Origin of the sequence: Delftia deserti (genome assembly GCF_042653485.1) — a bacterium.
Lineage (GTDB): Bacteria > Pseudomonadota > Gammaproteobacteria > Burkholderiales > Burkholderiaceae_C > Comamonas > Comamonas acidovorans.
Genome location: NZ_JBHSIH010000001.1, coordinates 2590650 through 2609491, shown reverse-complemented (window position 1 = coordinate 2609491; position 18842 = coordinate 2590650). Strand labels below are relative to the sequence as shown.

29 protein-coding genes are annotated in these 18842 nt (G+C 64.5%); all 29 read left to right on the top strand.

Features of this window, described 5'->3' with window-relative positions:
- Positions 1-2: 2 nt before the first annotated feature.
- Positions 3-236 carry a helix-turn-helix domain-containing protein gene (locus ACFPFG_RS12825; RefSeq protein ID WP_016447883.1) on the top strand — a complete coding sequence of 78 codons (234 nt, stop codon included), beginning with the start codon at positions 3-5 and terminating at the stop codon, positions 234-236.
- A 326-nt stretch (positions 237-562) separates the two neighbouring features.
- Positions 563-1042 (top strand): phage regulatory CII family protein, encoded by a 480-nt coding sequence (locus ACFPFG_RS12820; protein WP_380106879.1) that lies wholly within the window; start codon positions 563-565, stop codon positions 1040-1042.
- Entirely contained in the window at positions 1039-1359 is a 321-nt protein-coding gene (locus ACFPFG_RS12815) for a hypothetical protein (protein ID WP_380106877.1), read from the top strand. Before ACFPFG_RS12820 ends, ACFPFG_RS12815 begins: the two co-directional genes overlap by 4 nt.
- On the top strand, positions 1349-2299 hold the full coding sequence (locus ACFPFG_RS12810) for a hypothetical protein (protein WP_380106875.1): 951 nt from the start codon (positions 1349-1351) through the stop codon (positions 2297-2299). The genes ACFPFG_RS12815 and ACFPFG_RS12810 overlap by 11 nt, the downstream gene beginning before the upstream one ends.
- The gene (locus ACFPFG_RS12805; protein WP_133073361.1) at positions 2296-3858 is read left to right on the top strand and encodes a DEAD/DEAH box helicase; all 1563 of its coding nucleotides are present in this window, start codon (positions 2296-2298) and stop codon (positions 3856-3858) included. The genes ACFPFG_RS12810 and ACFPFG_RS12805 overlap by 4 nt, the downstream gene beginning before the upstream one ends.
- Positions 3855-4784, top strand: coding sequence for a PriCT-2 domain-containing protein (locus tag ACFPFG_RS12800; RefSeq protein ID WP_133073362.1), 930 nt, complete (start codon positions 3855-3857; stop codon positions 4782-4784). The genes ACFPFG_RS12805 and ACFPFG_RS12800 overlap by 4 nt, the downstream gene beginning before the upstream one ends.
- A gap of 520 nt (positions 4785-5304) precedes the next feature.
- On the top strand, positions 5305-5982 hold the full coding sequence (locus tag ACFPFG_RS12795) for a hypothetical protein (RefSeq protein WP_380106872.1): 678 nt from the start codon (positions 5305-5307) through the stop codon (positions 5980-5982).
- A gap of 424 nt (positions 5983-6406) precedes the next feature.
- On the top strand, positions 6407-6724 hold the full coding sequence (locus ACFPFG_RS12790) for a hypothetical protein (protein WP_380106441.1): 318 nt from the start codon (positions 6407-6409) through the stop codon (positions 6722-6724).
- A gap of 2 nt (positions 6725-6726) precedes the next feature.
- Positions 6727-6984, top strand: coding sequence for a hypothetical protein (locus ACFPFG_RS12785; RefSeq protein WP_380106439.1), 258 nt, complete (start codon positions 6727-6729; stop codon positions 6982-6984).
- Positions 6985-6993: 9 nt separating this feature from the next.
- Positions 6994-7359, top strand: a complete 366-nt coding sequence (locus ACFPFG_RS12780) for an HNH endonuclease (RefSeq protein WP_380106870.1) — start codon at positions 6994-6996, stop codon at positions 7357-7359.
- 10 nt (positions 7360-7369) lie between these two features.
- On the top strand, positions 7370-7621 hold the full coding sequence (locus ACFPFG_RS12775; RefSeq protein WP_380106868.1) for a hypothetical protein: 252 nt from the start codon (positions 7370-7372) through the stop codon (positions 7619-7621).
- A gap of 3 nt (positions 7622-7624) precedes the next feature.
- Complete coding sequence (locus ACFPFG_RS12770; protein WP_212644906.1) at positions 7625-7945, top strand: Ogr/Delta-like zinc finger protein; 321 nt, start codon at positions 7625-7627, stop codon at positions 7943-7945.
- A gap of 10 nt (positions 7946-7955) precedes the next feature.
- The gene (locus tag ACFPFG_RS12765; RefSeq protein WP_380106866.1) at positions 7956-8159 is read left to right on the top strand and encodes a hypothetical protein; all 204 of its coding nucleotides are present in this window, start codon (positions 7956-7958) and stop codon (positions 8157-8159) included.
- 152 nt (positions 8160-8311) lie between these two features.
- Positions 8312-8557, top strand: coding sequence for a hypothetical protein (locus ACFPFG_RS12760; RefSeq protein WP_380106864.1), 246 nt, complete (start codon positions 8312-8314; stop codon positions 8555-8557).
- 131 nt (positions 8558-8688) lie between these two features.
- The gene (locus ACFPFG_RS12755; RefSeq protein WP_380106863.1) at positions 8689-9096 is read left to right on the top strand and encodes a hypothetical protein; all 408 of its coding nucleotides are present in this window, start codon (positions 8689-8691) and stop codon (positions 9094-9096) included.
- An 8-nt stretch (positions 9097-9104) separates the two neighbouring features.
- Positions 9105-10817 carry a terminase large subunit gene (locus ACFPFG_RS12750; RefSeq protein WP_380106861.1) on the top strand — a complete coding sequence of 571 codons (1713 nt, stop codon included), beginning with the start codon at positions 9105-9107 and terminating at the stop codon, positions 10815-10817.
- Positions 10814-12118: a phage portal protein gene (locus ACFPFG_RS12745; RefSeq protein WP_380106859.1), complete on the top strand. Its 1305-nt coding sequence runs from the start codon at positions 10814-10816 to the stop codon at positions 12116-12118. Before ACFPFG_RS12750 ends, ACFPFG_RS12745 begins: the two co-directional genes overlap by 4 nt.
- Positions 12099-12899 (top strand): head maturation protease, ClpP-related, encoded by an 801-nt coding sequence (locus ACFPFG_RS12740; RefSeq protein WP_380106857.1) that lies wholly within the window; start codon positions 12099-12101, stop codon positions 12897-12899. Before ACFPFG_RS12745 ends, ACFPFG_RS12740 begins: the two co-directional genes overlap by 20 nt.
- A 95-nt stretch (positions 12900-12994) precedes the next feature.
- Positions 12995-14239 carry a phage major capsid protein gene (locus ACFPFG_RS12735; protein ID WP_380106855.1) on the top strand — a complete coding sequence of 415 codons (1245 nt, stop codon included), beginning with the start codon at positions 12995-12997 and terminating at the stop codon, positions 14237-14239.
- Between the two features lie 59 nt (positions 14240-14298).
- Positions 14299-14700 carry a hypothetical protein gene (locus ACFPFG_RS12730; protein ID WP_380106854.1) on the top strand — a complete coding sequence of 134 codons (402 nt, stop codon included), beginning with the start codon at positions 14299-14301 and terminating at the stop codon, positions 14698-14700.
- Positions 14687-15010, top strand: coding sequence for a head-tail connector protein (locus ACFPFG_RS12725; protein ID WP_099750621.1), 324 nt, complete (start codon positions 14687-14689; stop codon positions 15008-15010). Before ACFPFG_RS12730 ends, ACFPFG_RS12725 begins: the two co-directional genes overlap by 14 nt.
- A complete protein-coding gene (locus ACFPFG_RS12720) occupies positions 15010-15345 on the top strand; it encodes a phage head closure protein (protein WP_380106851.1) in 336 nt (111 codons plus the stop codon). Before ACFPFG_RS12725 ends, ACFPFG_RS12720 begins: the two co-directional genes overlap by 1 nt.
- The gene (locus ACFPFG_RS12715; protein ID WP_380106849.1) at positions 15342-15596 is read left to right on the top strand and encodes a hypothetical protein; all 255 of its coding nucleotides are present in this window, start codon (positions 15342-15344) and stop codon (positions 15594-15596) included. The genes ACFPFG_RS12720 and ACFPFG_RS12715 overlap by 4 nt, the downstream gene beginning before the upstream one ends.
- A 5-nt stretch (positions 15597-15601) precedes the next feature.
- Complete coding sequence (locus ACFPFG_RS12710; RefSeq protein ID WP_380106847.1) at positions 15602-16198, top strand: HK97 gp10 family phage protein; 597 nt, start codon at positions 15602-15604, stop codon at positions 16196-16198.
- Entirely contained in the window at positions 16188-16541 is a 354-nt protein-coding gene (gene gp17 / locus ACFPFG_RS12705) for a tail completion protein gp17 (RefSeq protein ID WP_380106845.1), read from the top strand. Before ACFPFG_RS12710 ends, gp17 begins: the two co-directional genes overlap by 11 nt.
- Before the next feature lie 98 nt (positions 16542-16639).
- Entirely contained in the window at positions 16640-17296 is a 657-nt protein-coding gene (locus ACFPFG_RS12700; protein ID WP_289241190.1) for a phage tail tube protein, read from the top strand.
- A gap of 102 nt (positions 17297-17398) precedes the next feature.
- Complete coding sequence (locus ACFPFG_RS12695; RefSeq protein ID WP_380106843.1) at positions 17399-17842, top strand: phage tail assembly chaperone; 444 nt, start codon at positions 17399-17401, stop codon at positions 17840-17842.
- Positions 17788-18150: a DUF1799 domain-containing protein gene (locus ACFPFG_RS12690; protein WP_380110267.1), complete on the top strand. Its 363-nt coding sequence runs from the start codon at positions 17788-17790 to the stop codon at positions 18148-18150. Before ACFPFG_RS12695 ends, ACFPFG_RS12690 begins: the two co-directional genes overlap by 55 nt.
- A gap of 49 nt (positions 18151-18199) precedes the next feature.
- Positions 18200-18826, top strand: coding sequence for a hypothetical protein (locus ACFPFG_RS12685; protein ID WP_380106841.1), 627 nt, complete (start codon positions 18200-18202; stop codon positions 18824-18826).
- Positions 18827-18842: the final 16 nt, after the last annotated feature.

The following is an 18842-nucleotide window of genomic DNA, read 5'->3' as shown; positions in this document are numbered from 1 at the left end:
GCATGAGCACGATCAAAGCCATCCGCGAACGCCTGGGCCTGTCCCAGCTTGCCCTGGGTCGAGGCATCGGCTGCACGCAGGGGAACATCTTCCACTATGAGCGCGGCCAGACGCTGCCGCCTGATGCGGCAAAGCGTGTGATCGCCTTCGCCGCAGAGCGTGGACTGATCCTGACGATGGACCAGTTGTACGGCCTGCAGCCACTCCCTCCAGCAGCACAGCCCCCCGAGGCCTGAGCCATGCCACCGCGTCAGAGCCTCCCACGCTCGCTGCGCGCTGTCGCCAGCTCGCGATCCACGCACATCACAACCCGGCTCGCCCGGCAGCGGATGTGCAGCTCCCCCGCTCTCCAAGACAGCTCCAGCTGGCTCGTCGTCAACGTCTGCTCCCGAGCGCTGGTGTCCGGATTCACGTTTGTGCTGACGCTGGTCCTGGTGCTGGCGTGGAAGGGCTGTGTGCTGAGGTTCATGGCGGCTCCCTTTGGTGTGGTGTTTGTTTGCATGGCCGCGATGTTCGGCTACCCCCTCTTTCCCGTCCACGTCCAATTTTTCAGGAGCCGGATATGAGCGCTCTCGATGCACTGCGCCGCGGCGTAGATAACTTCCCTGGTGGCCGCGCTGTCGTGGCTGTTCGTCTCGGCAAGACCGATGAGGTTCTGCGTAAGGAGCTCTCCGGGGCCTCGTCGCACAAGCTCGGCGCCGTCGATGCGCTGACCATTGCCAGCCTGCTGCGCGAGGCAGGCATGCCCCACTGCTACGACTACGCGGCCTACGTGGCCCACGAATGCGGTGGCCGCTTCGAGGTGCTACAGGAGCCCGTCGCTGGCGCTGCCAGCCCGATGACCAAGATATCCAAGCTGGTGCTGGAAACCTCGCATGTGACGGGCGCTGTGATCGCTGCCATGCAAGACGGCGTGATCTCAGACAACGAGCTGGCGCAGATCGAGCGCGAGATCGCCGAGGCCGAGGAGGTGCTGCGCAAGCTGCGCCAGGCCGCGCGAGCCGTGAATGCTGCAGGCAAGCCGAACCGGGAGGTCGCATGACCGTCCAACAGCAACATCCGCTCTCCAGCGTTTTTCCGAGCATGCCTCGCACAGTCTTCGAGAAATACCGTGATGGTGTGCTGCCGCCACCCCAGTCGGTGATCGACGCAATGCTGTCCAGCGACTGGTTTCTGCGGCTCAAGAAGGGGCAACGAGCGATCTACGCGGCTGGGTGGCACCACCTCCGCAAGCAGGGGTCCAACCAGTACAAAACCATCCTGCGAACGGACACGATTCGCTTCAAGGCCGAGGAGGCCCAGCGGTTGGTGCATGCAGCCAAGGCCCAGGCGGCTCGGGAGTTGGCGCATGCAGCTTGAGCTCCAGCGTATTCGCATCGACGGTGGCACCCAGTCTCGCGTCGAGCTCAATCATGAAGTGGTGGAGGAGTACGCCACAGCCATGGAAGAGGGAGCCACCCTCCCTCCCGTGGTCGTGTTCTTCGACGGGACAGACCACTGGCTTGCAGATGGGTTTCACCGCTACTTTGGCGCAGACCATGCGGGGCGCGATTCGATTGAGGCGGACGTGCGCAACGGCACCAAGTTGGATGCGCAACTGTTCTCGTTTGGCGTCAATGCCCATCACGGGCTTCGCCGTTCCAGCTCAGACAAGCGCAAGGCAATCGCCGGGGCATTGAACCATCCAGTTTCGTGCAAGTGGAGCAACAACCAGATCGCCAAGCACTGCGGCGTTTCTGACAAGACGGTGGCGGCAGTGCGTGACGCTCACTTCGGAAATTCCGAAGTGACGCAGCAAGAGCGCTCGTACACCACAAAACACGGAACCCAGGCGGTGATGCAGACCAAGAACATTGGTCCTGCTTCTAGCCCTGCAGCCATTGATGCAAAGACGTTGCCACCTCAAGCTGCTGGCCCCGTGATGCCCCCTCTTGAGGAGGAGCTGGCCTCACCTGCGCCCGTGCAGCAATGCGGACCTGCGGCAGCCGAAACAAGCCCGCAGGAGCCTGCTGAATCGCGCCCTCCCGAGTACAGCGATTTGGAGCAGGCGCAGGACCAGATAGCCGATCTGCAGGCGGCGCTGGCGCTGGCGAACCTGGGTAGCGCATCCGAAGAGGACCGCCAGCAAGCGGCTGAGTTGATTGCGTCCCTGCAGGCCGACGTGAAGTCCCTGCAGGCCCAGCTGCGCGCCGTCACCAGCAGCCGCGATTTCCTGCTGCAAGAGAACGCGCAGATGAAAGCGCAGATGGCTGCGCAACGCAGGGAAATCACACGCCTGAAGGCGTCTGAGTCTGCATGACCACATGGGCCACGTCGCCGGCCTGTGATGGCGACCGTTCAGGAGTTGATATGTCTCAGTTGGTGTTGCGCGACTACCAAGTCAACAGCGTTGAAGGCCTGCGCGATGGCTTCAGGGCCAAGCACACGCGCCAGGTGCTGACCCTTCCCACTGGCGGCGGCAAGAGCCGAGTCATGGAGCACATGATCCATGGGGTCCAGGCAAAGGGCACTCGAATCATGTTCGTGTGCGAGCGCCGGGTCTTGGTGGAGCAGTTCTCCAAGCACCTCGACCGTGCCGGCATCGACCACGGCGTGCTGATGGCAAAGCACTGGCGTTTTCGGCCGCAGTGCCAGGTACAGATCGCAAGCGTGCAGACGCTGGAGCGCATGAAGACCTTGCCCAAAGTGGACCTGATCTTCATCGATGAGGTTCATGCCTGCATGCGGCAGTTCGTCATCAACCTGATGCTGGCGCAGCCAGATCTACGCATCATCGGCGCGACCGCAACCCCGTTCCATCCTGCCCTGGGGCGCCATTTCACGAACGTCGTAAGCACGATCACCATGTCGCGCTTGGTCGATGAGGGGCATCTTGTGCCGTTCCGTGTTTTTGTGGCCCGCGAGGTCAGCACCGAAGGCTTGAAGGTCGTGGCGGGTGAATGGAAGAAGGACGATCTGGAGCAGCGAGGCCGCCAGATCGTGGGTGACGTAGTGGCGGACTACGTGCGCATCTCCCACGAGGTCTTCGGCGAGTACCGCAAAACCATCTGCTTCTCTTGCGGCGTGGAGCATGGTGCAGAACTGGCCCAGCGATTTATCGATGCTGGGGTCAATGCAGTGCAGATCAGCTCTGAGGATGCGGAGGAGTATCGCGATCAGGTGCTGGAAGAGTTCGCGCGGCCAGACACCGACCTCAAGGTGGTGATCTCCGTAGCCATCCTAAGCCGTGGCTTTGACCAGACAGACGTCGAGCATGTGATCCTTGCGCGACCTCTGAAGAAGAGCTTTTCGGAGCATGTCCAGATGGTCGGGCGCGGAGCCAGGCCTCATGCCGGAAAGCAGTTCTGCGTGATCCAGGACCACAGCGGGAACTGGCTGCGCTTTCAGGAGGACTGGGAAAAGCTGTTCAACGACGGTGTGGAAAGCCTTGGCCCGGGCACAGACACGAAGCCGCGCAAGGAGCCGACTCCCAAGGAAAAGGAGGCAGCCAAGTGCCCGAAGTGCTCCGCGTTCTGGCCGCCCAAGACCGACACCTGCAGCAACTGCGGGCATGTCCGAACCAAGCACAACGCCGTCGAAACCGTCGCCGGTGAAGTGGTCGAGGTGGGTGCATCGAAAAAGCCGAAGGCCGAGAAATTCAGCGCCGAGTACAAGCGCGACTTCTACGCCCAACTGCTCGGCAACGCCCTGCAGCGCGGACACAACCCCGGCAGCGCATACCACCGCTATGTCGAGAAATTTGGGGTAGGGCCTTCGGGGCCCAAGCCTGAGCCGGCACCAGTGGGCGAAGAGGTCCGCCGCTGGCTTGTGAGCCGCAACATCCGCAACGCTGCAGACCGGAAGCGGGTGGCTGCATGACCGACCGCATCCGCGATGCATTGCAGTACCTGAACCACGACGACCGCGAGGTCTGGATCATGGCGGGTATGGCCATCAAGGCCGAGATCGGCGAGAGCGGATTCGACCTCTGGGACGAATGGAGCCGCCGCGCTGACTCCTACGACCCAAAGGCTGCGCGCTCGTCTTGGCGCTCCTTCCGTGGGTCCGGCGTCACTGTTGGCTCACTCTTTCATGAGGCGTCGGCCGCTGGCTGGAAGCCGCGTGACGACGTTGATTTCCAGCCGCTGACGGAGGCCCAGCTGCAGGCGCAGCAGGAGGCCCGAGACGCACGCATCGCAGCAGAGCAGGCGCAGCGTCGTCAGGACCAAGAAAAGGCGGCGCGTAAAGCTGGATGGATCCTGCACCAGTGCAAGCATGAGCAGCACGCCTACCTCCACTCCAAGGGGTGGCCCGAGGCTACGGGCAGCGTCTGGTGGGCTGCAGAGGACTCGAATCTCTTGTGCATCCCCATGCGTGTTGGCTCGGCCCTCGTCGGGGTCCAGATGATCGACCGCAAGGGCGAAAAGAAGTACCTGCGTGGGCAGCGCACCAGCGGCGCCTCCTACTGCATCGACAACAGCGGCCCTGGTGCCCTGGATTGGTGGGTGGAGGGTTATGCCACCGGCCTGAGCCTGCGCGACTGCCTGCAGGCGCTGCGCATGCGCTATCGGATCCACATCTGCTTCAGCGCTGGAAACCTCAAGCGCATGGCGAACCGTGGGGTTGTGGTGGCCGACAACGATGCTTCCGGCACCGGGGAGGCCGCCGCCAAGGCTACGGGCCTGCCTTACTTCCTGCCGCCTCAAGGCGACTTCAACGATATGCACCGCAAGGACGGCGCTTTCCGGGCTTCCCAGGCATTGCGCCGTTGGCTGACCCAGGCCCGCACGGAGGCCGTCATGTAGCCCCTCATGCGCAACCCATGCCAGCGGCTCAATACGCGGGGGCATGGGCCAAGAAATCGGCTACCCGGGATGTGCAAGCCGAAGCGTGGGTGGAGTACCTAGAGCGCGCGCAGGGTCTCGATGCAGAGGCTGTAAGTCTGGGTTACCTGCTGGGGCGCATCGGCCACCACAGGGCGCGAAGCGATGGGCTAACTGCCACTGCCTCTTGCGCGTACCACGAACTCATGGAGCCCCATGGGTAAGGGGTGGTATGCGCTTTGCTCCGGGTCTTCAACCTTGCCTCAAGTGAATACAGGACTTGAACAGGAATAGAGATAGAGATGAATGGATTACGAGGAACACAGGCGCGAGATGTTGAAGCACTGCATCCGGCTCGCGCAGATAGACAGGCACTACGCCTGGTGGGCCGCTCAGCGATACGCGGCCGACTCACATGGGGTGCTGGCAGACCTGCCGCGCCAATTGACCGCCGCCATGCTGGCGCTGGCCACAACGACAACACCAACCACAAGAGGACCGCATGAACATCGACGCACCAACCAAGCCCGCAGCCGCTGAGCGGCCCACTGTCGCAGAGCGCTTGACCAGCGCCAGCACCAGCAGCGACCTTTCCGTCGATCTGGAGAAGCGCGGCGACGCCGACTACCTGATCGCCGCAGGCATCCAGCGCGCAGTCCTGGGCCGGCTGGTCCAGCAGCTGATCTGCGAATGGGACCGCCGCGAGAAGCCGCGCCCACTGACCGACGAGCAGCTGCAGCGCGTTGCCGAACAGATGCCCCGCAAGAGCCGGGGCCGTCTCGACATGGTGGGCGCCCGCGTGGCTGAGGGCCGTTGGCACATGGAGCGCCGCATGGAGATCCTGCGCGGCCTGCCGCAGTACACCCGCCTGGTGGACGCGCACGCTGGCTTTCTGCCCTGGGTGCTGGCGCAGGGCATCAAGGACGCCCGCGCCAAGCTGACCGACGTGCTGCTCTGGTGGTGCGACCGCAAGTGCCCAGGCTGCGGCGGGGTCAAGCTGGGTGAGATGGCGATCTGCGAGACCTGCAAGGGGTTCGGCACCCGCGAGGTGCCGCACGAAGCCGAGGGCCAGCTGATTTCCGGGCACATCGCCGCCCATGTGGACCGCGCACGCTCGGGCACCATCGCAGCCCTCAAGCGGATGAAGGGGCTGAAGACGGTTGCGGCCGGCAAAGGCTGAGGTATACTGCGTGCCTAGAGCGCAGGCGCAGACAAAACCGCCAGCGCTCACCCTGACAAACGTCCCCAGGCGGTGAGTCTGGCAAGACATGGAAGCGATGGGGGAACACGCCCCTACAGATCACAAGCCCGCACGGTTCACGCCTTGCGGGCTTTTTCGTTGGCTCCCCGATCCAGCCGGGGCCGCCCCTGAGTGGGTTGATGGGGCGGGCACTCCTCCGCAAGCGCAGCGGCGCTGGATAGTTCGCGAACGGCATTTCCCCTGTGGCATTGGCCATAAGTCCGAAGGGGCGACCAATTCAAGGCTCCGCTTGTGCGGGGCTTTTTCGTTTCCGCCGCCACCAGGTGCACCCGGCAAAGCATGCATTGCGCATGGGGTGCAAGGCCTGCGTGGCGGCTCCTGTTCCACCATCAAGGAGATCCACATGTCCCAGACAGAAGAAGCCGAAGGCGTTGTTTACCGCCATCTCGAAGATTCCATGGAGCGAATCATCCCGGCGCAGCCTCATGTGCTGGCACCTGACTTGGGCCAGAAGGTGGAGATCCTCCACGATGGCGTTCGTCGCCTGCTCTTCGTGAATGGGCACCTCATCGGCCAGCTGCTGAAGCTCGAAACGCCACGCGGCGTGGGCATGTTGGCCGGCGTCCTGGACATCAGCTTCGTGGCTTCCGAGATCGTGGAGCGCAAGGTGAGCCGCGATGAGTTCAACGCCCTCAAGTCCGAGGGCGTGGCGAGGAGCTGACGATGAAAGAGCGCATCGCCAAGCTCCTCGACTACATGACCAAGCAGCAGGCGCTGGCGCTGGGCTTCACCAACCATGGTGCGATTTACGGCATCCCCTGCTGGATTGGCGAGACCGACGCCAAGGGTCCGATGGTGGCTGCGAAGTGGGGTCCAGCCGAGTACCTGATCTCGCTGGGCCACTGGGTCACAGGCCTGACGCTCTCGATGCTGGGGCGCGAGCCCAATTTCCGCATCCAGATCGGCCGCGAGATCCGCTGAGGTGCTGCCATGGGCCAGCGACCACGCATCAGCGCGCTGCCGCTGAGGATCCAGAAGGCCGACTCCCGCAAGCTGCAGCAGGCCCCGCGCCTGGGTGCCACTGGCCGATCCAGGGGACGAGCCAGGCAAGAGGCTCGGCTGCGGATCTGGTTGCGGGATGGCCCGCGCTGCGCCTGCTGCGGCGAGCTGATCGACATCACGCCCGGCACGCCCCGGCCCTTCGAGCTGGATCACGTCGTCCCGCTGTGGCAGGGCGGCGAGGACTCCGACGAGAACCGGCAGTGCCTGTGCGTCAGCTACGACGCCGAGGGCAACAAGCACGGCTGCCACGTCGAGAAGACGGCCCGCGAGGCGGCGCTACGAGCCCAACTTTGAAGGAATGACCATGCGATCCATCCGAATGATGGCTGCTGCGGTTGCTGGCGCTGCAATCCACTCCCTGGCCCAGGCCGCGCCCGTGGTGGTGATTCCGGTGCGCCCTGTGATCGTGATCCCGCCTGCCAGGCCGGCGCCGATGGCGCCACGTCCGACGCCCACTGCACCGAAGCCAGCCAAGGCAACCCCGATCCCCGTTGTCGTGCCGCATGTCGCGGCCCCTACGTGTTCCAACGAGCGCCGCGAGCGCAAGGAGTGCTGACCTATGCGAATGATGTGCCCCCACTGCCAAGAGCATGCCTACACCCGCACCAGCCTTCAGCTGACCAGCACCAGCCGCGAGACCATCTTCCAGTGCCGCAACTTCGAGTGCGGCCATGTGTTCTCGGCGGTCACCGAGATCAACCGCACCATCAGCCCCAGCGCCATCCCGAACCCTGCGGTGGTCCTGCCGATGAGCACGCACATCAAGCGCAAGCTGCTGCAGACCCAACTGGACGCAATGCCGTCCTCGCAGTACCAGCCCGGCTCCCACGCCGCGCCGGCCGTCACCACATCGCACCAGGGCACCGAGGCCCGCCACTGAGGAGGCTGCCATGACCCCGCGCGACCAAATCCAAGAGCACGCCAAAACCGCCGCCGCGAAGATCCGCGACGTCATGCAGGAGTTCTCCAAGCAGACAGGCATGCGCGCCAGCGTGGAGGTGGGCTGGCATCAGACGAGCCGCCTTGAGTCCGCGACGCCGGAGTTCATCGTCACGACCGTCCGGCTGCGCATCGATGACGAGGCCCAGGGATGAAAGTCCGAGCACTGAAGAGGCGCGCCATCCCAAGGATGCTGTTCGCTACCCGGATGCGGACATACGACCGCGCATGGCAGGAGATGCTGGATGCCCTTTGCGCATCGCTCGTGGAGAGCATCCGAGGCATTCAGGCGTGGACTGCCTCGCCCGTGCCAATGCCGCCTGAGCATGAGTTCAAGGAGGGCGACTACGCCACCCGGGACGGCACGGACGTGCAGCTGGTGACCTACGCCAACGACCGATATGCAGACTTCCTGTGCCTGAAGGCGCCGCGCACCGGATGGATCGGCGTTGGAGAGGTAGAGCACAACGGCCAGTGGAAGTACGCGCCGCTGACGGCCGAGGAGGCTCGGGATATGGGCGCGGTGCTCGAAGCGGCGCCAGAGCCCGCCTGACGCGATCCAGGGGCATCGCCGGGGCGACCGAGGGGAGGGGAGGGGGTCAAAGGCTGAGAGGCCTCTGCCCGGATACCGCCCTGTTCCGCACGCGCAGAAAATTCCCCCCTTTTTGATTTAGGAATCAGCAAATGGCAGGCGTCAAAGGCAAGAGTGGCGGCCCGCGCGCCAACTCTGGCGGCGCTCGCCCGGGTGCTGGCCGCAAGAAGGCGGCACCCAAGGAATCAGCAAATGGCTCGGCCGTCCAGGTGGCGATGGAGCCACAGGCCCAGGGCGGCGCGTTGAAGCGCTCGCGGGCCAAGGCGGTCGAGATCCCGGAGCGCGACATGCTCACCCTGTTGCAGGACATTGCCCTCGGGCGGGTCGATGCCACGGCGGGGCAGATCCGGGCCGCCATCGCCGCAGTGCAGTACACGCACACAAAGAAGGGCGACGGCGGGAAGAAGGAGGAGCAGGCAGCAGCCGCCAAGAGGGTGGCGAGCCGATTCTCTGCTGCCACGCCACCGAAGTTGGTGGCCGCAGGAGGCAAGAAACTGTGAGGTGATGGATGGACTGGTCAACAGCCTGTGTCGATTGGGAGAGCAGGCTGGTAGAAGGTCGCTCCATCATCCCGGCACCAATTTTCCCGGAGCAGGCAGAGCATGCGCTCGGCATCTTCAAGCAGCTGCGGGTCGTGGACCTGCCGAAGACGGTATGGGACGAGGAACTGGAGGAGTACCGCAGCCCGAACTTCGGGGAGTGCTCCGAGCCATGGGTGTTTGACTTCGTGGCGGCCATCTTCGGGGGCTACGACGCCGAAACCGGCAAGCAGCTGATCCGCGAGTATGGGCTGCTGATCTCGAAGAAGAATACAAAGTCCACCATTGCGGCGGGCATCATGCTTACGGCTCTGATCCTGTGCTGGCGCGACGAGGAGGAGCACCTAATCCTCGCGCCGACCAAGGAAGTCGCCGACAACAGTTTCAAACCAGCGGCCGGCATGGTGCGCGCGGATCCCGAGCTGTCGGAGATGTTCCACATTCAGGATCACGTCCGCACCATCACCCACCGCGTCAACCGCAACAGCCTGAAGGTGGTGGCGGCCGACACGGACACAGTGTCCGGCAAGAAGTCGGGTCGCATCCTGGTGGATGAGCTCTGGCTGTTTGGCAAGCGCTCCAATGCGGCGGCCATGTTCCTGGAAGCGCTGGGCGGGCAGGTCTCGCGCGATGAGGGCTGGGTCATTTTCCTGACCACGCAATCCGACGAGCCGCCTGCCGGTGAATTCAAGCGCAAGCTGAATTACTGGCGCGACGTGCGGGACGGCAAGATCAACGACCCGAAGACGCTGGGCATCCTGTACGAGTTCCCGAAAGCCATGGTCGAGTCCAAGGCCTACATGCAGGCCGAGAACTTCTACATCACGAACCCGAACCTCGGCCGGTCGGTTAGTGCCGAGTGGCTGCAAGACCAGATCAAGCTGTACGAGGGCGAGCGCGACGGCACGTTCCAGAAGTTCCTCGCCAAGCACCTCAACATTGAAATCGGGCTCAACCTGCGCTCCGACCGTTGGGCTGGCGCTGACTTCTGGGAGGCCGCTGCCATCCCGGTGTTCTCGCTGGAGGAACTGCTGCAGCGTAGCGAGGTGGTGGAGGTCGGTATCGACGGCGGTGGCCTGGATGACTTGCTCGGCCTGGCGGTCGTCGGTCGCGAGATTGATACAGGCCGCTGGCTTTCCTGGGGGCGTGGCTGGATCCACCCAATTGCGCTGGAGCGCCGCAAGTCCGAGGAGTCCAAGTACCGCGACTTCATCAAGGCCGGCGACCTGGTGCTGGTGGATAGAGTGGGTCAGGACGTCGAGGAAGTTGTCCAGATCGTGGAGCAGATCGTGGACACGGGCCTGCTCGACAAGGTGGGCGTGGACCGCCTGGGCCTGGGCGCCATCTATGACGCCCTGGTGGGCACAGAGGACGAGCCGGGGCCTGTGGAGGCTGCCCAGGTGGTGGGCATTCCGCAGGGCTACCAGTTGAACGGGGCGATCAAGACGGCCGAGCGCCACGTCGCCGCCAAGAAGCTGGTGCACGGCGGCAGCGCCCTCATGGCCTGGTGCGTGGGAAACGCCAAGACGGTGATGCAGGGCAATGCCGTGACCATCACCAAGCAGGCCAGCGGCGTCGGCAAGATCGATTTGCTGATGGCCCTTTTCGATGCCGTGTATCTCATGGCCCTGAACCCGGAGGCTAAGGCCGGCCCGGCGATTTACTCACTGGAGCTGGGATGACACAGACATTCAACATGACCGCGCAGGATCGCGGCAGCCGCGTGCTGTCCGGCTGGATCGCGGGACGCGAGGGCGCGGCGGAGCGCGCCGGCCTGGTGGCGCTGGGCGAAAACGAGGTCACCAGCAGCGGAACGTCCATGGGCGAACTGGCAAACCTGCTGGGGGCTTCCAGCCGCTCGGCGGCCGGTGTGCGTGTGACCAAGGAAACGGCCATGCGCGTGTCGGTGGTCTATGCCGCCGTCTCGCTGGTCGCGGGCGCCATCGCCTCGCTGCCCATCTCGATCTACGAGCGAGACACGCGCGAGAAGGTGGACCACGATTATTGGTACTTGCTCAACGAGAACGCGGGCGGCGTCTGGTCCGCCTTCACGTTCTGGGAGTACCTGATGAGCGCCAAGCTCTTCGAGGGGGACGGCTTCGCCGAGTTGGTGCGCTCCAGCGTGCGCAGCTCCAAGATCATCGCGCTCAAGCCGCACCATCCGCTGAGCGTGGACCCGTTCAAGAAGGGCGACAAGGTGCTGTACCGCATCAATCCCTCAGACGGCGGGCCGGCATACACGCTGGACAGCGCGGACATGCTGCACGTCCCGAGCCTGGGTTTCGACGGCCTGCGCAGCCCCAGTGCGATCACCTTCGCAGGGCGCGAGGCCATCGGCGCGGCCATTGCCGCCCAGGAGCACACAAGCCGGTTTTTCGCCAGCGGCGCGAACATCGACTACGCGCTCAAGGCGCCTGGTCGGCTCTCCGACAAGCAGCTGGGCGACCTCAAGGCCTCGCTGCTGGCGCGGGCGATGAACGGTGGCCGTGGGCCGCTGATCCTCTCGGGCGGTCTGGAGCCGGCGCAGCTGTCCATCAACAGCAAGGATGCCGAGATCCTGGCCACCCGCCTGTTCAACGTGGAGGAAATCTCCCGGATTCTGGGCGTGCCGCCGCACATGATCGGTCACACGGACAAGCAGACCAGTTTCGGCACGGGCATCGAGCAGCAGGGCATCGGCTTCGTGCGCTACACGCTGCAGCGCCACCTGACGCCGATCAAGCAGGAGCTGAACCGCAAGTTCTGGCCCGTGCGCGAGAAGCTGTTTCTGGAGCACATGGTCGAGGCCCTGGAGCGGGCCGACCTGAAGACCCGGTACGAGGCGTACCGCATCGCGATGGGCCGGGCCGGCGAAATGCCGTGGATGGATGCCAGCGAGGTGCGCCGCCGCGAGAACCTGCCGCCGAACGCCAGCCTGCTGCGCAACCCCGGCAACCCTGGAAAAGATGACGGGAAGGGAAACAATGAAAAACCGACTCAGTAAGCTGTACGCGGACAACCGCCGCGCCAGTGCCCGCAAGTTCGAGGTGGTGGCCAAGGCCGACGACCGCGAGGCCGAGGTCTTCCTCTATGACCACATCGTGTCCAGCGAACTGGAGGCTGAATGGTGGGGCGGCATCGCCCCGGGGCCGTTCGTGAAGGCCATCCGTGATCTGGACGTGGACACCATCCATCTGCGCATCAACAGCCCAGGCGGTTCGGTGTTCGCGGCACGCGCCATGGAGCAGGCCCTGCGCGAGCACGGCGCCAAGGTGATCGTGCACATCGACGGCATCGCGGCCAGCGCGGCGACCTTCATCGCCATGGCGGGCGAGGAGGTGATCATGGCCAAGGGCGCCATGTTCATGATCCACAAGGCATGGACCGGCATGTGGGGCAACGCGAACGACCTGCGCAAGGAGGCCGACCTCCTGGACAAGATCGACGGCACCCTGGCCGAGACCTACGCGGCCAAGACTGGCAAGGAGTTGGCGCAGATCTCCGAATGGATGGCCGAAGAAACCTGGTTCACGGCCGACGAGGCTCTGGAGAACGGCTTCGCCACCTCCATCGCTGCGAGCGACGCCAAGGCGCGCGCAAGCGCCAGGGCCAACGCCAAGGCCTGGAACCTCTCGGCCTACGCCAACGCGCCGCGCGACCCCTGCGACGAGCCAGAGCCCACGCCCCAGACTGAGCCCGCGAACGACCAGCAGTTCGCCACCGAAGACCACCGCGCCCGCCAGCAGCAGCGTTTGAGCATGCTGGCCCGCCTCTCCCATCAGTAAGCGCCTCGCGCAACTGAGACCGCCGCCCACCGAGGCGGCTTTTTCATGTCCGAACGACCTGCGCGAGCGGTCACAACCTGAAAGAAAGGCTCACCATGAGCAAACTTGCACAACTGCGCGCCCAGCGTGACGCGAAGGCCAAGGCCGCCGCCGAACTGAACGCCAAGACCCCGGCCGACCAGCGCATGCCGTCCGCCGATGCCTCGGCCCTGGACACCATCCTCAACGAGATCGAGGCCATCGACGGCGAGATCGCCCGCGAGAACCGCATCAACCAAGTGGCCGGCGACGAGCGCGCCGAGCACGAGGCTGCGCTCAACCAGGCCACGGTCCATGGCGGCGGGCGCACCGAGGAATCCCAGGCTCTGCGCGCCATGCTGACTGGCGGCCTGTCCAACCTGTCTCCTGAGCAACGCAACGCCATGGCTGCGCGCCAAAATCCCGACATCCGCGCCGCCATGTCCACCACGACCGGCTCCGAGGGTGGCTACACCGTGGCCACCGAGTTCAGCCGCTCGCTGATCGAAGCCATGAAGCAGATGGGAGGCGTCCGCGCCGTGGCCAGCGCGATCCAGACGGCGACCGGCGCGCAGATGCTGTTCCCCACGGCCGACGCCACGTCCGAAGAAGGCGAAATCGTGGGGCAGAATGCCTCGGCCACCGTCGGCGAAACCACCTTCGGCCAGGCATCCATGGATGTCTACAAGTACAGCTCCAAGAGCATCGCGCTGCCCTTCGAGCTGCTGCAGGACTCGTTCATCGACATCGAGGCCTACATCAAGTCGCTGCTGGCTCTGCGCCTGGGCCGCATCCAGAACCGCCACCAGACCGTGGGCACTGGCACCGGCCAGCCTCGCGGCATCGTGACGGGCGCCTCCGTCGGCAAGACCGGCGCCACGGGCCAGACCACCAGCGTGACCTATGACGACCTGGTGGACCTGGAGCACTCGGTGGACCCGATCTACCGCTCGCGCGCTGCCTGGATGTTCCATGACGATGTGCTCAAGGTGCTGCGCAAGATCAAGGACACCCAGAACCGCCCGATCTTCGTGCCGGGCTACGAGCAGGGAAACCCTGGCGGCGCCCCTGACCGCCTGATGGGCCGCGCCATCAACATCAACCAGAACATGGCCGCCATGGCAGCCAATGCCAAGTCGATCCTGTACGGCGATTTCAGCAAGTACCTGATCCGCGACGTGATGGACGTCACCCTGTTCCGCATGACCGACAGCGCATACACGCTCAAGGGCCAAGTGGGCTTCGTGGCCTTCTGCCGTAGCGGCGGCAACCTGCTGGACGTGGGCGGCGCCGTCAAGGCCTACGCCAACTCGGCCACCTGATCGGCCACCGATGAACCCAGGCCCCGGCTACGGCTGGGGCCGCATCTCAAGGAGCCGACATGGCAACGAAACCGAAACCTACACCCACGGCACCCGAAGCACCTGTCGCCGACCAGGCTGCAGTCCAGCAGGACCAGCAACAGGGTGCAGACGAGACTGCGCAGGCCGGCGAGATCCAGGCCCCGGCTACGGCTGGGGCCGCAGATGAGCAGCCCGCTGGCGCTGACGTGAAGCAAGACCCCGGCCCGCAGGAACTGGTGCTGGTCGATGTGCGCGTCCTGGCCGCCGTGACCATCGATGGCGTGCGCTTCCAGCCTGACGACGTGATCGAGGGCATGCCTGAGACCATTGCCCAGGCCTACGCCGGCAGCGTGGACCCGCACGCCGACGCCGTGGCCTACGCCCGCTCGGTGGGCGCGCCCGTCAAGCCTTTCCCGGGCCAGGCCCATGCAGAGGATTGACCTCGCGCGGGCCAAGCTGCACCTGCGGGTCGATGGTGATGAGGAGGACGCCCTGATCGAAGGCTGGATCGCTGCTGCGTACCTGGCCATCGAGGGGAAGATCTTCGCCAAGCTCTACGAGGACCAGGCCGAAATCCCGGAGGGGGCCGTCGGCGTGGTCATCGATGAGGCCATCCACTCGGCCGCGCAGCTGATCATCGGGCACCTGTACGCCAACCGCGAGGCCGTGGCCCCGGGCCAGGCCGCCGAGATCCCGATGGGTGCCGACTGGCTGCTGCTGCCATACATCAACACGGCAGGAGGCTTCTGATGCAGGCCGGCACCCTTCGAGACCGCATCCACATCCAGCGCAAGACAGGCGGCGCGGATGACTGGGGCACTCCGCTGCCCGAAGGCTGGGAGAACATCTCCCCGGGCCGCATCGCAGCCAGCGTGCTGCACAAGTCTGGCCTGGGCACGATCAAGGCAGACGCTGAGGTGTCCATCGTCCGCGCGAGCATCCGGATTCGCCGCCGCGCTGGCGTGGACGCCGGCATGCGGGTGCTGTTCGACGGCCATATCTACGAGGTCAAGGCAGTGCTGCCTGGGCCAACCCGCGAGTACATCGACTTGGTGTGCGAGCTCACGAAAGGACCGACCCAATGACAAAACCACGGACCCCGCGCACCACGCGGGCGCCGCGCGCTGCCCAGGCGCCGGCCGACGACGGCGGGCCACGCACGGTGCTGACGACCAAGCCCGGAACCATCGGCCCTTACGGCTACGACGCAGGCCTGCTGATCGATGACGTGCCCGCCGATGTGGCTGCGGCAAACGCGGGCTGGATGAACGCGGACCCTGAGCGAGTGGCCGAGGCCCGTGCCGCGCGTGCCGACGCTGTGCCGTTCAAGGGCTGACGACCATGGCCAGCCGGCGCGATCTGCGCAAGCAGGCCCTGCAGGGCAACAAGACCTTCGGCATGGCGGTGGACCTGGGCGCGCTGGACAGCCTGCTGGCGGACCTGGGCGACGATGTGCATGAGGCTATTCGGCCAGTTGCCCAGGCGGGCGCTCAGGTGCTGTACGAGCGGGTCAAGATCAACGTGCGTGCGTTGGGGCGCTCCACGGGCAATCTGGACCGCTCGATCTACCAGGCCTTCAGCCCCGAGAAGTCGGCCGATGGCCAGCGCGCGGAGTACCACGTCAGCTGGAACCATGTCATCGCGCCCCATGGCCACCTGGTGGAATGGGGCTACCTGCAGCGCTACCGCTACTACCGGGGCAACGACGGACAGGTGCGGCCCATGGTCCGGCCTGGCATGGATGGCAAGAAGCCGCCAGGCCGGCGCGCCAGCCAGGCGCAGAAGGATGCCTACTACGTCACCCTGCCGACGCCGATCCAGGTGCCTGGCAAGGCATTCGTGCGCAGTGCGGAGAGCTCTGTGCCTGAAGCGCAGAAGGCCGCCGAGGCTGAACTGTGGCGCAGGCTGTTCGAGAAGGGGGCCTACGGTGGCACTTGAATCTGACCTCATGGCCGAGCTGCTGGCCGAGTGCCCGCGCGTCGTCGTGGGAACCGCGCCCTACGGCACGGCCATGCCCTACGTGACCTGGCAGCACATCGGCGGCGACGTCCTGCGCTACACGGACAACGCGCCGGCCGACAAGCGCAAGCCGCTCATCCAGATCAACACCTGGGCCGCCACGCCGCTGCAGGCCTTCGCGCTGATCCAGCGCATCGAGGAGCGGCTCTGTGCCGCTGCCGCGTTCACTGCGCGCCCGCACGGCGACCCCATCGGGGCCTATGACGACGCAGGAGTCGTTTCTGGCTACCTGCAGACCTTTTCCATTCTGGGCGCCAGATAGGCCGCCCGACCTGTTCCGCCGCCCAGGCGGTCTCCCGCCCGCGAGGGCACTCCATCAACCCGCTTCGGCGGGTTTTCTGCTTTTGAAAGGGCCACAACATGGCATCTCTCCCTACCGGCTCGCGCATCGCCGTGGCCACTTCCATCGGCGCCAAGGTGCCCATCACAGCGATCACCAACGCGACCGAGGCGGTCTGCACGGCAGCTGGTCACGGCCTGGCCGTCGGCAACATCGTGATCATCCTGTCCGGCTGGGGTCGTCTGAACGGCCTGGTGTTCCGGGTCAAGGCCGTCCCGACGCCTGACACGTTCACGCTGGAGGGCCGCAAGGCGAACACCAGCAACACCAACCTGTTCACCCCTGGCGGTGGCGCTGGCTCGTTCCAGAAGGCGCTGACCTGGGTGGACGTGGTGCAGATCCTGTCCAACAACACCAGCGGCGGCGATCCCAAGAAGGTCACGTACCGCTACCTCGAATCCGAGAACGAGCAGGAAATCAACGACGGTTTCAGCCCGGTCTCGCGCTCGCTGGAAATCGACGCCGACGCCATCGAGACCCCCGGCTACAACGCGCTCGAAGACCTGTCCGCCAGCGGCGCCGACACCATCCAGCGCCTGACCATGAAGAACGGCGCCACGTCGTATCTGGCCTGCACTGTGGCGCTCAACGACGAGGTGCTGATGCAGGACGGCCAGGTCAACCGCGTGAAGGCCGACTTCAGCGGCAAGGGCCGCTCCACCCGCTACGCCAGCTAAGGCGTCCACCCCATGCACCGACGCAGCCGCTTCGCTCCTTTCAGCGGGGCGGGCGGCTGCGCACGGGCTTTCTCTTTTTCCATCCGCTGAAAGGATCAATCCATGCCCGCTCAAACCAAGACCGCTGTTTCCTCTGCCGCAGACCAAGCCGGCAAGCAGAAGCCCCCAGCCTTCATCTTCGGCGACCGTCCCGAGTCCATCACCGCGCCCGTCTCTTTCGTGCGCGTGACCGGCGAGGTGGTCGAGCTGGAGTGCAAGTTCAAGTACCGCACGCGCCGCGAATTCGGCGAACTGTGGGACGAGGTGTCCAATGCCAATGTCCCTCAGCCTGCCGACGGCGAGAAATTCAGTTTCGCCAACCTGGCCGACCGTGGCCTGGAATTCAGCGCCGAACGCACCCTGAAATACCTGGTGGGCTGGGATGTGGAGATCGACCTCGACAAGGCGGCCCTGGTGCAGCTGTTCGATGAAGAGCCCAACGCCGCGCCAGCATTCTGGGAGGCCTACCGCGCGGCCCTTGTGGATGGCCGCGTAAAAAACTCCTGAGCGCCACCGTCGCCTATTTCACGCCCGATCCCGAAGTTGCAGAAGGCTGCGAGCCAGAAGACTACTGGGAAGACCCAGTGGAGGCCTGGCCCGAGAACGCCGAGCCGCTGGCACTGTTCGTCGGCCTGCAGACGCAATGGGCCTGGGTTGTGGGAATGGGCGGCGGCGGGCGCATAGGCCTGCGATATGAGGCGGTCTATCCGCTGCTTGACCGCGTGGCACAGGGTGACCAGGAGCTCTGGGACGAACTCTTCGCCGACGTGCGGCGGATGGAGATGGCCGTGGTCAACATCCCGCAGAAAAGGTGAATGCTATCGACTAACATCGTGCTGCAGTTAACTAGATTAGGGGTATTACATGAGGAAGCTGGGTTCTACCTGCATATCGGTGGCATTCGCCACTATGTTGTCAATTGCGGCTCCAGTTGCGTCCGCTCAGGCGTCCAAGCCGTCAAAATCAGTTGAAAACATGGTAAAGGCTGCAATTCGTGACGGGCTAAAGGACCCGACAAGCGCGCAGTTTTCTGAAATGTACACTTTTATGTCAGGGGGCTCCCGGCATACTTGCGGCTATGTGAATGCTAAAAATTCGTTTGGCGGATACACAGGGAAGAAACCATTTTTTGTACGCAGCGTTGATTCCGAGATTAAGGAGATAGCTACAGAGGGGTCTGGAAATGGGGCAATGGCAGTCATCAGCTCCATGTGCGATCCAGTCGAGGTTGGAAGATTGGCTGCGGTTAGATCTGCTGCAGAGGCCAAGGATAGAGAGGCCGAAAAGAAGGCGATTTGCCAAAAAAATACGAACGCCTCAACTGAAGGGCAATGCGGAGAGTGGTATCGAAAGTGCGAGATTAAATTTAAAGGGCTTGGGCCAGATGAGTTAAAGGAGTACATGAATTTGTGCAGAAGATCTGGCTATGATGCAGCAGCAGAGAAATGGCAGTCCACGATGGGTAAAACTATTACTTTTGGCAATGATTAGGCTGGACAGCCTAGAC

Bases quoted from the DNA above. Each gene is read 5' to 3' on its own strand.
- ACFPFG_RS12700 (WP_289241190.1), top strand. From the start codon at position 16,640: ATGGCATCTCTCCCTACCGGCTCGCGCATCGCCGTGGCCACTTCCATC.
- ACFPFG_RS12820 (WP_380106879.1), top strand. From the start codon at position 563: ATGAGCGCTCTCGATGCACTGCGCCGCGGCGTAGATAACTTCCCTGGT.
- ACFPFG_RS12770 (WP_212644906.1), top strand. From the start codon at position 7,625: ATGCGAATGATGTGCCCCCACTGCCAAGAGCATGCCTACACCCGCACC.
- ACFPFG_RS12745 (WP_380106859.1), top strand. From the start codon at position 10,814: ATGACACAGACATTCAACATGACCGCGCAGGATCGCGGCAGCCGCGTG.
- ACFPFG_RS12785 (WP_380106439.1), top strand. From the start codon at position 6,727: ATGAAAGAGCGCATCGCCAAGCTCCTCGACTACATGACCAAGCAGCAG.
- ACFPFG_RS12795 (WP_380106872.1), top strand. From the start codon at position 5,305: ATGAACATCGACGCACCAACCAAGCCCGCAGCCGCTGAGCGGCCCACT.
- ACFPFG_RS12755 (WP_380106863.1), top strand. From the start codon at position 8,689: ATGGCAGGCGTCAAAGGCAAGAGTGGCGGCCCGCGCGCCAACTCTGGC.
- ACFPFG_RS12750 (WP_380106861.1), top strand. From the start codon at position 9,105: ATGGACTGGTCAACAGCCTGTGTCGATTGGGAGAGCAGGCTGGTAGAA.
- ACFPFG_RS12735 (WP_380106855.1), top strand. From the start codon at position 12,995: ATGAGCAAACTTGCACAACTGCGCGCCCAGCGTGACGCGAAGGCCAAG.
- ACFPFG_RS12730 (WP_380106854.1), top strand. From the start codon at position 14,299: ATGGCAACGAAACCGAAACCTACACCCACGGCACCCGAAGCACCTGTC.
- ACFPFG_RS12790 (WP_380106441.1), top strand. From the start codon at position 6,407: ATGTCCCAGACAGAAGAAGCCGAAGGCGTTGTTTACCGCCATCTCGAA.
- ACFPFG_RS12800 (WP_133073362.1), top strand. From the start codon at position 3,855: ATGACCGACCGCATCCGCGATGCATTGCAGTACCTGAACCACGACGAC.
- ACFPFG_RS12710 (WP_380106847.1), top strand. From the start codon at position 15,602: ATGGCCAGCCGGCGCGATCTGCGCAAGCAGGCCCTGCAGGGCAACAAG.
- ACFPFG_RS12695 (WP_380106843.1), top strand. From the start codon at position 17,399: ATGCCCGCTCAAACCAAGACCGCTGTTTCCTCTGCCGCAGACCAAGCC.
- ACFPFG_RS12715 (WP_380106849.1), top strand. From the start codon at position 15,342: ATGACAAAACCACGGACCCCGCGCACCACGCGGGCGCCGCGCGCTGCC.
- ACFPFG_RS12725 (WP_099750621.1), top strand. From the start codon at position 14,687: ATGCAGAGGATTGACCTCGCGCGGGCCAAGCTGCACCTGCGGGTCGAT.
- ACFPFG_RS12740 (WP_380106857.1), top strand. From the start codon at position 12,099: ATGAAAAACCGACTCAGTAAGCTGTACGCGGACAACCGCCGCGCCAGT.
- ACFPFG_RS12825 (WP_016447883.1), top strand. From the start codon at position 3: ATGAGCACGATCAAAGCCATCCGCGAACGCCTGGGCCTGTCCCAGCTT.
- ACFPFG_RS12685 (WP_380106841.1), top strand. From the start codon at position 18,200: ATGAGGAAGCTGGGTTCTACCTGCATATCGGTGGCATTCGCCACTATG.
- ACFPFG_RS12775 (WP_380106868.1), top strand. From the start codon at position 7,370: ATGCGATCCATCCGAATGATGGCTGCTGCGGTTGCTGGCGCTGCAATC.
- ACFPFG_RS12765 (WP_380106866.1), top strand. From the start codon at position 7,956: ATGACCCCGCGCGACCAAATCCAAGAGCACGCCAAAACCGCCGCCGCG.
- ACFPFG_RS12805 (WP_133073361.1), top strand. From the start codon at position 2,296: ATGACCACATGGGCCACGTCGCCGGCCTGTGATGGCGACCGTTCAGGA.
- ACFPFG_RS12780 (WP_380106870.1), top strand. From the start codon at position 6,994: ATGGGCCAGCGACCACGCATCAGCGCGCTGCCGCTGAGGATCCAGAAG.
- ACFPFG_RS12720 (WP_380106851.1), top strand. From the start codon at position 15,010: ATGCAGGCCGGCACCCTTCGAGACCGCATCCACATCCAGCGCAAGACA.
- ACFPFG_RS12810 (WP_380106875.1), top strand. From the start codon at position 1,349: ATGCAGCTTGAGCTCCAGCGTATTCGCATCGACGGTGGCACCCAGTCT.
- ACFPFG_RS12815 (WP_380106877.1), top strand. From the start codon at position 1,039: ATGACCGTCCAACAGCAACATCCGCTCTCCAGCGTTTTTCCGAGCATG.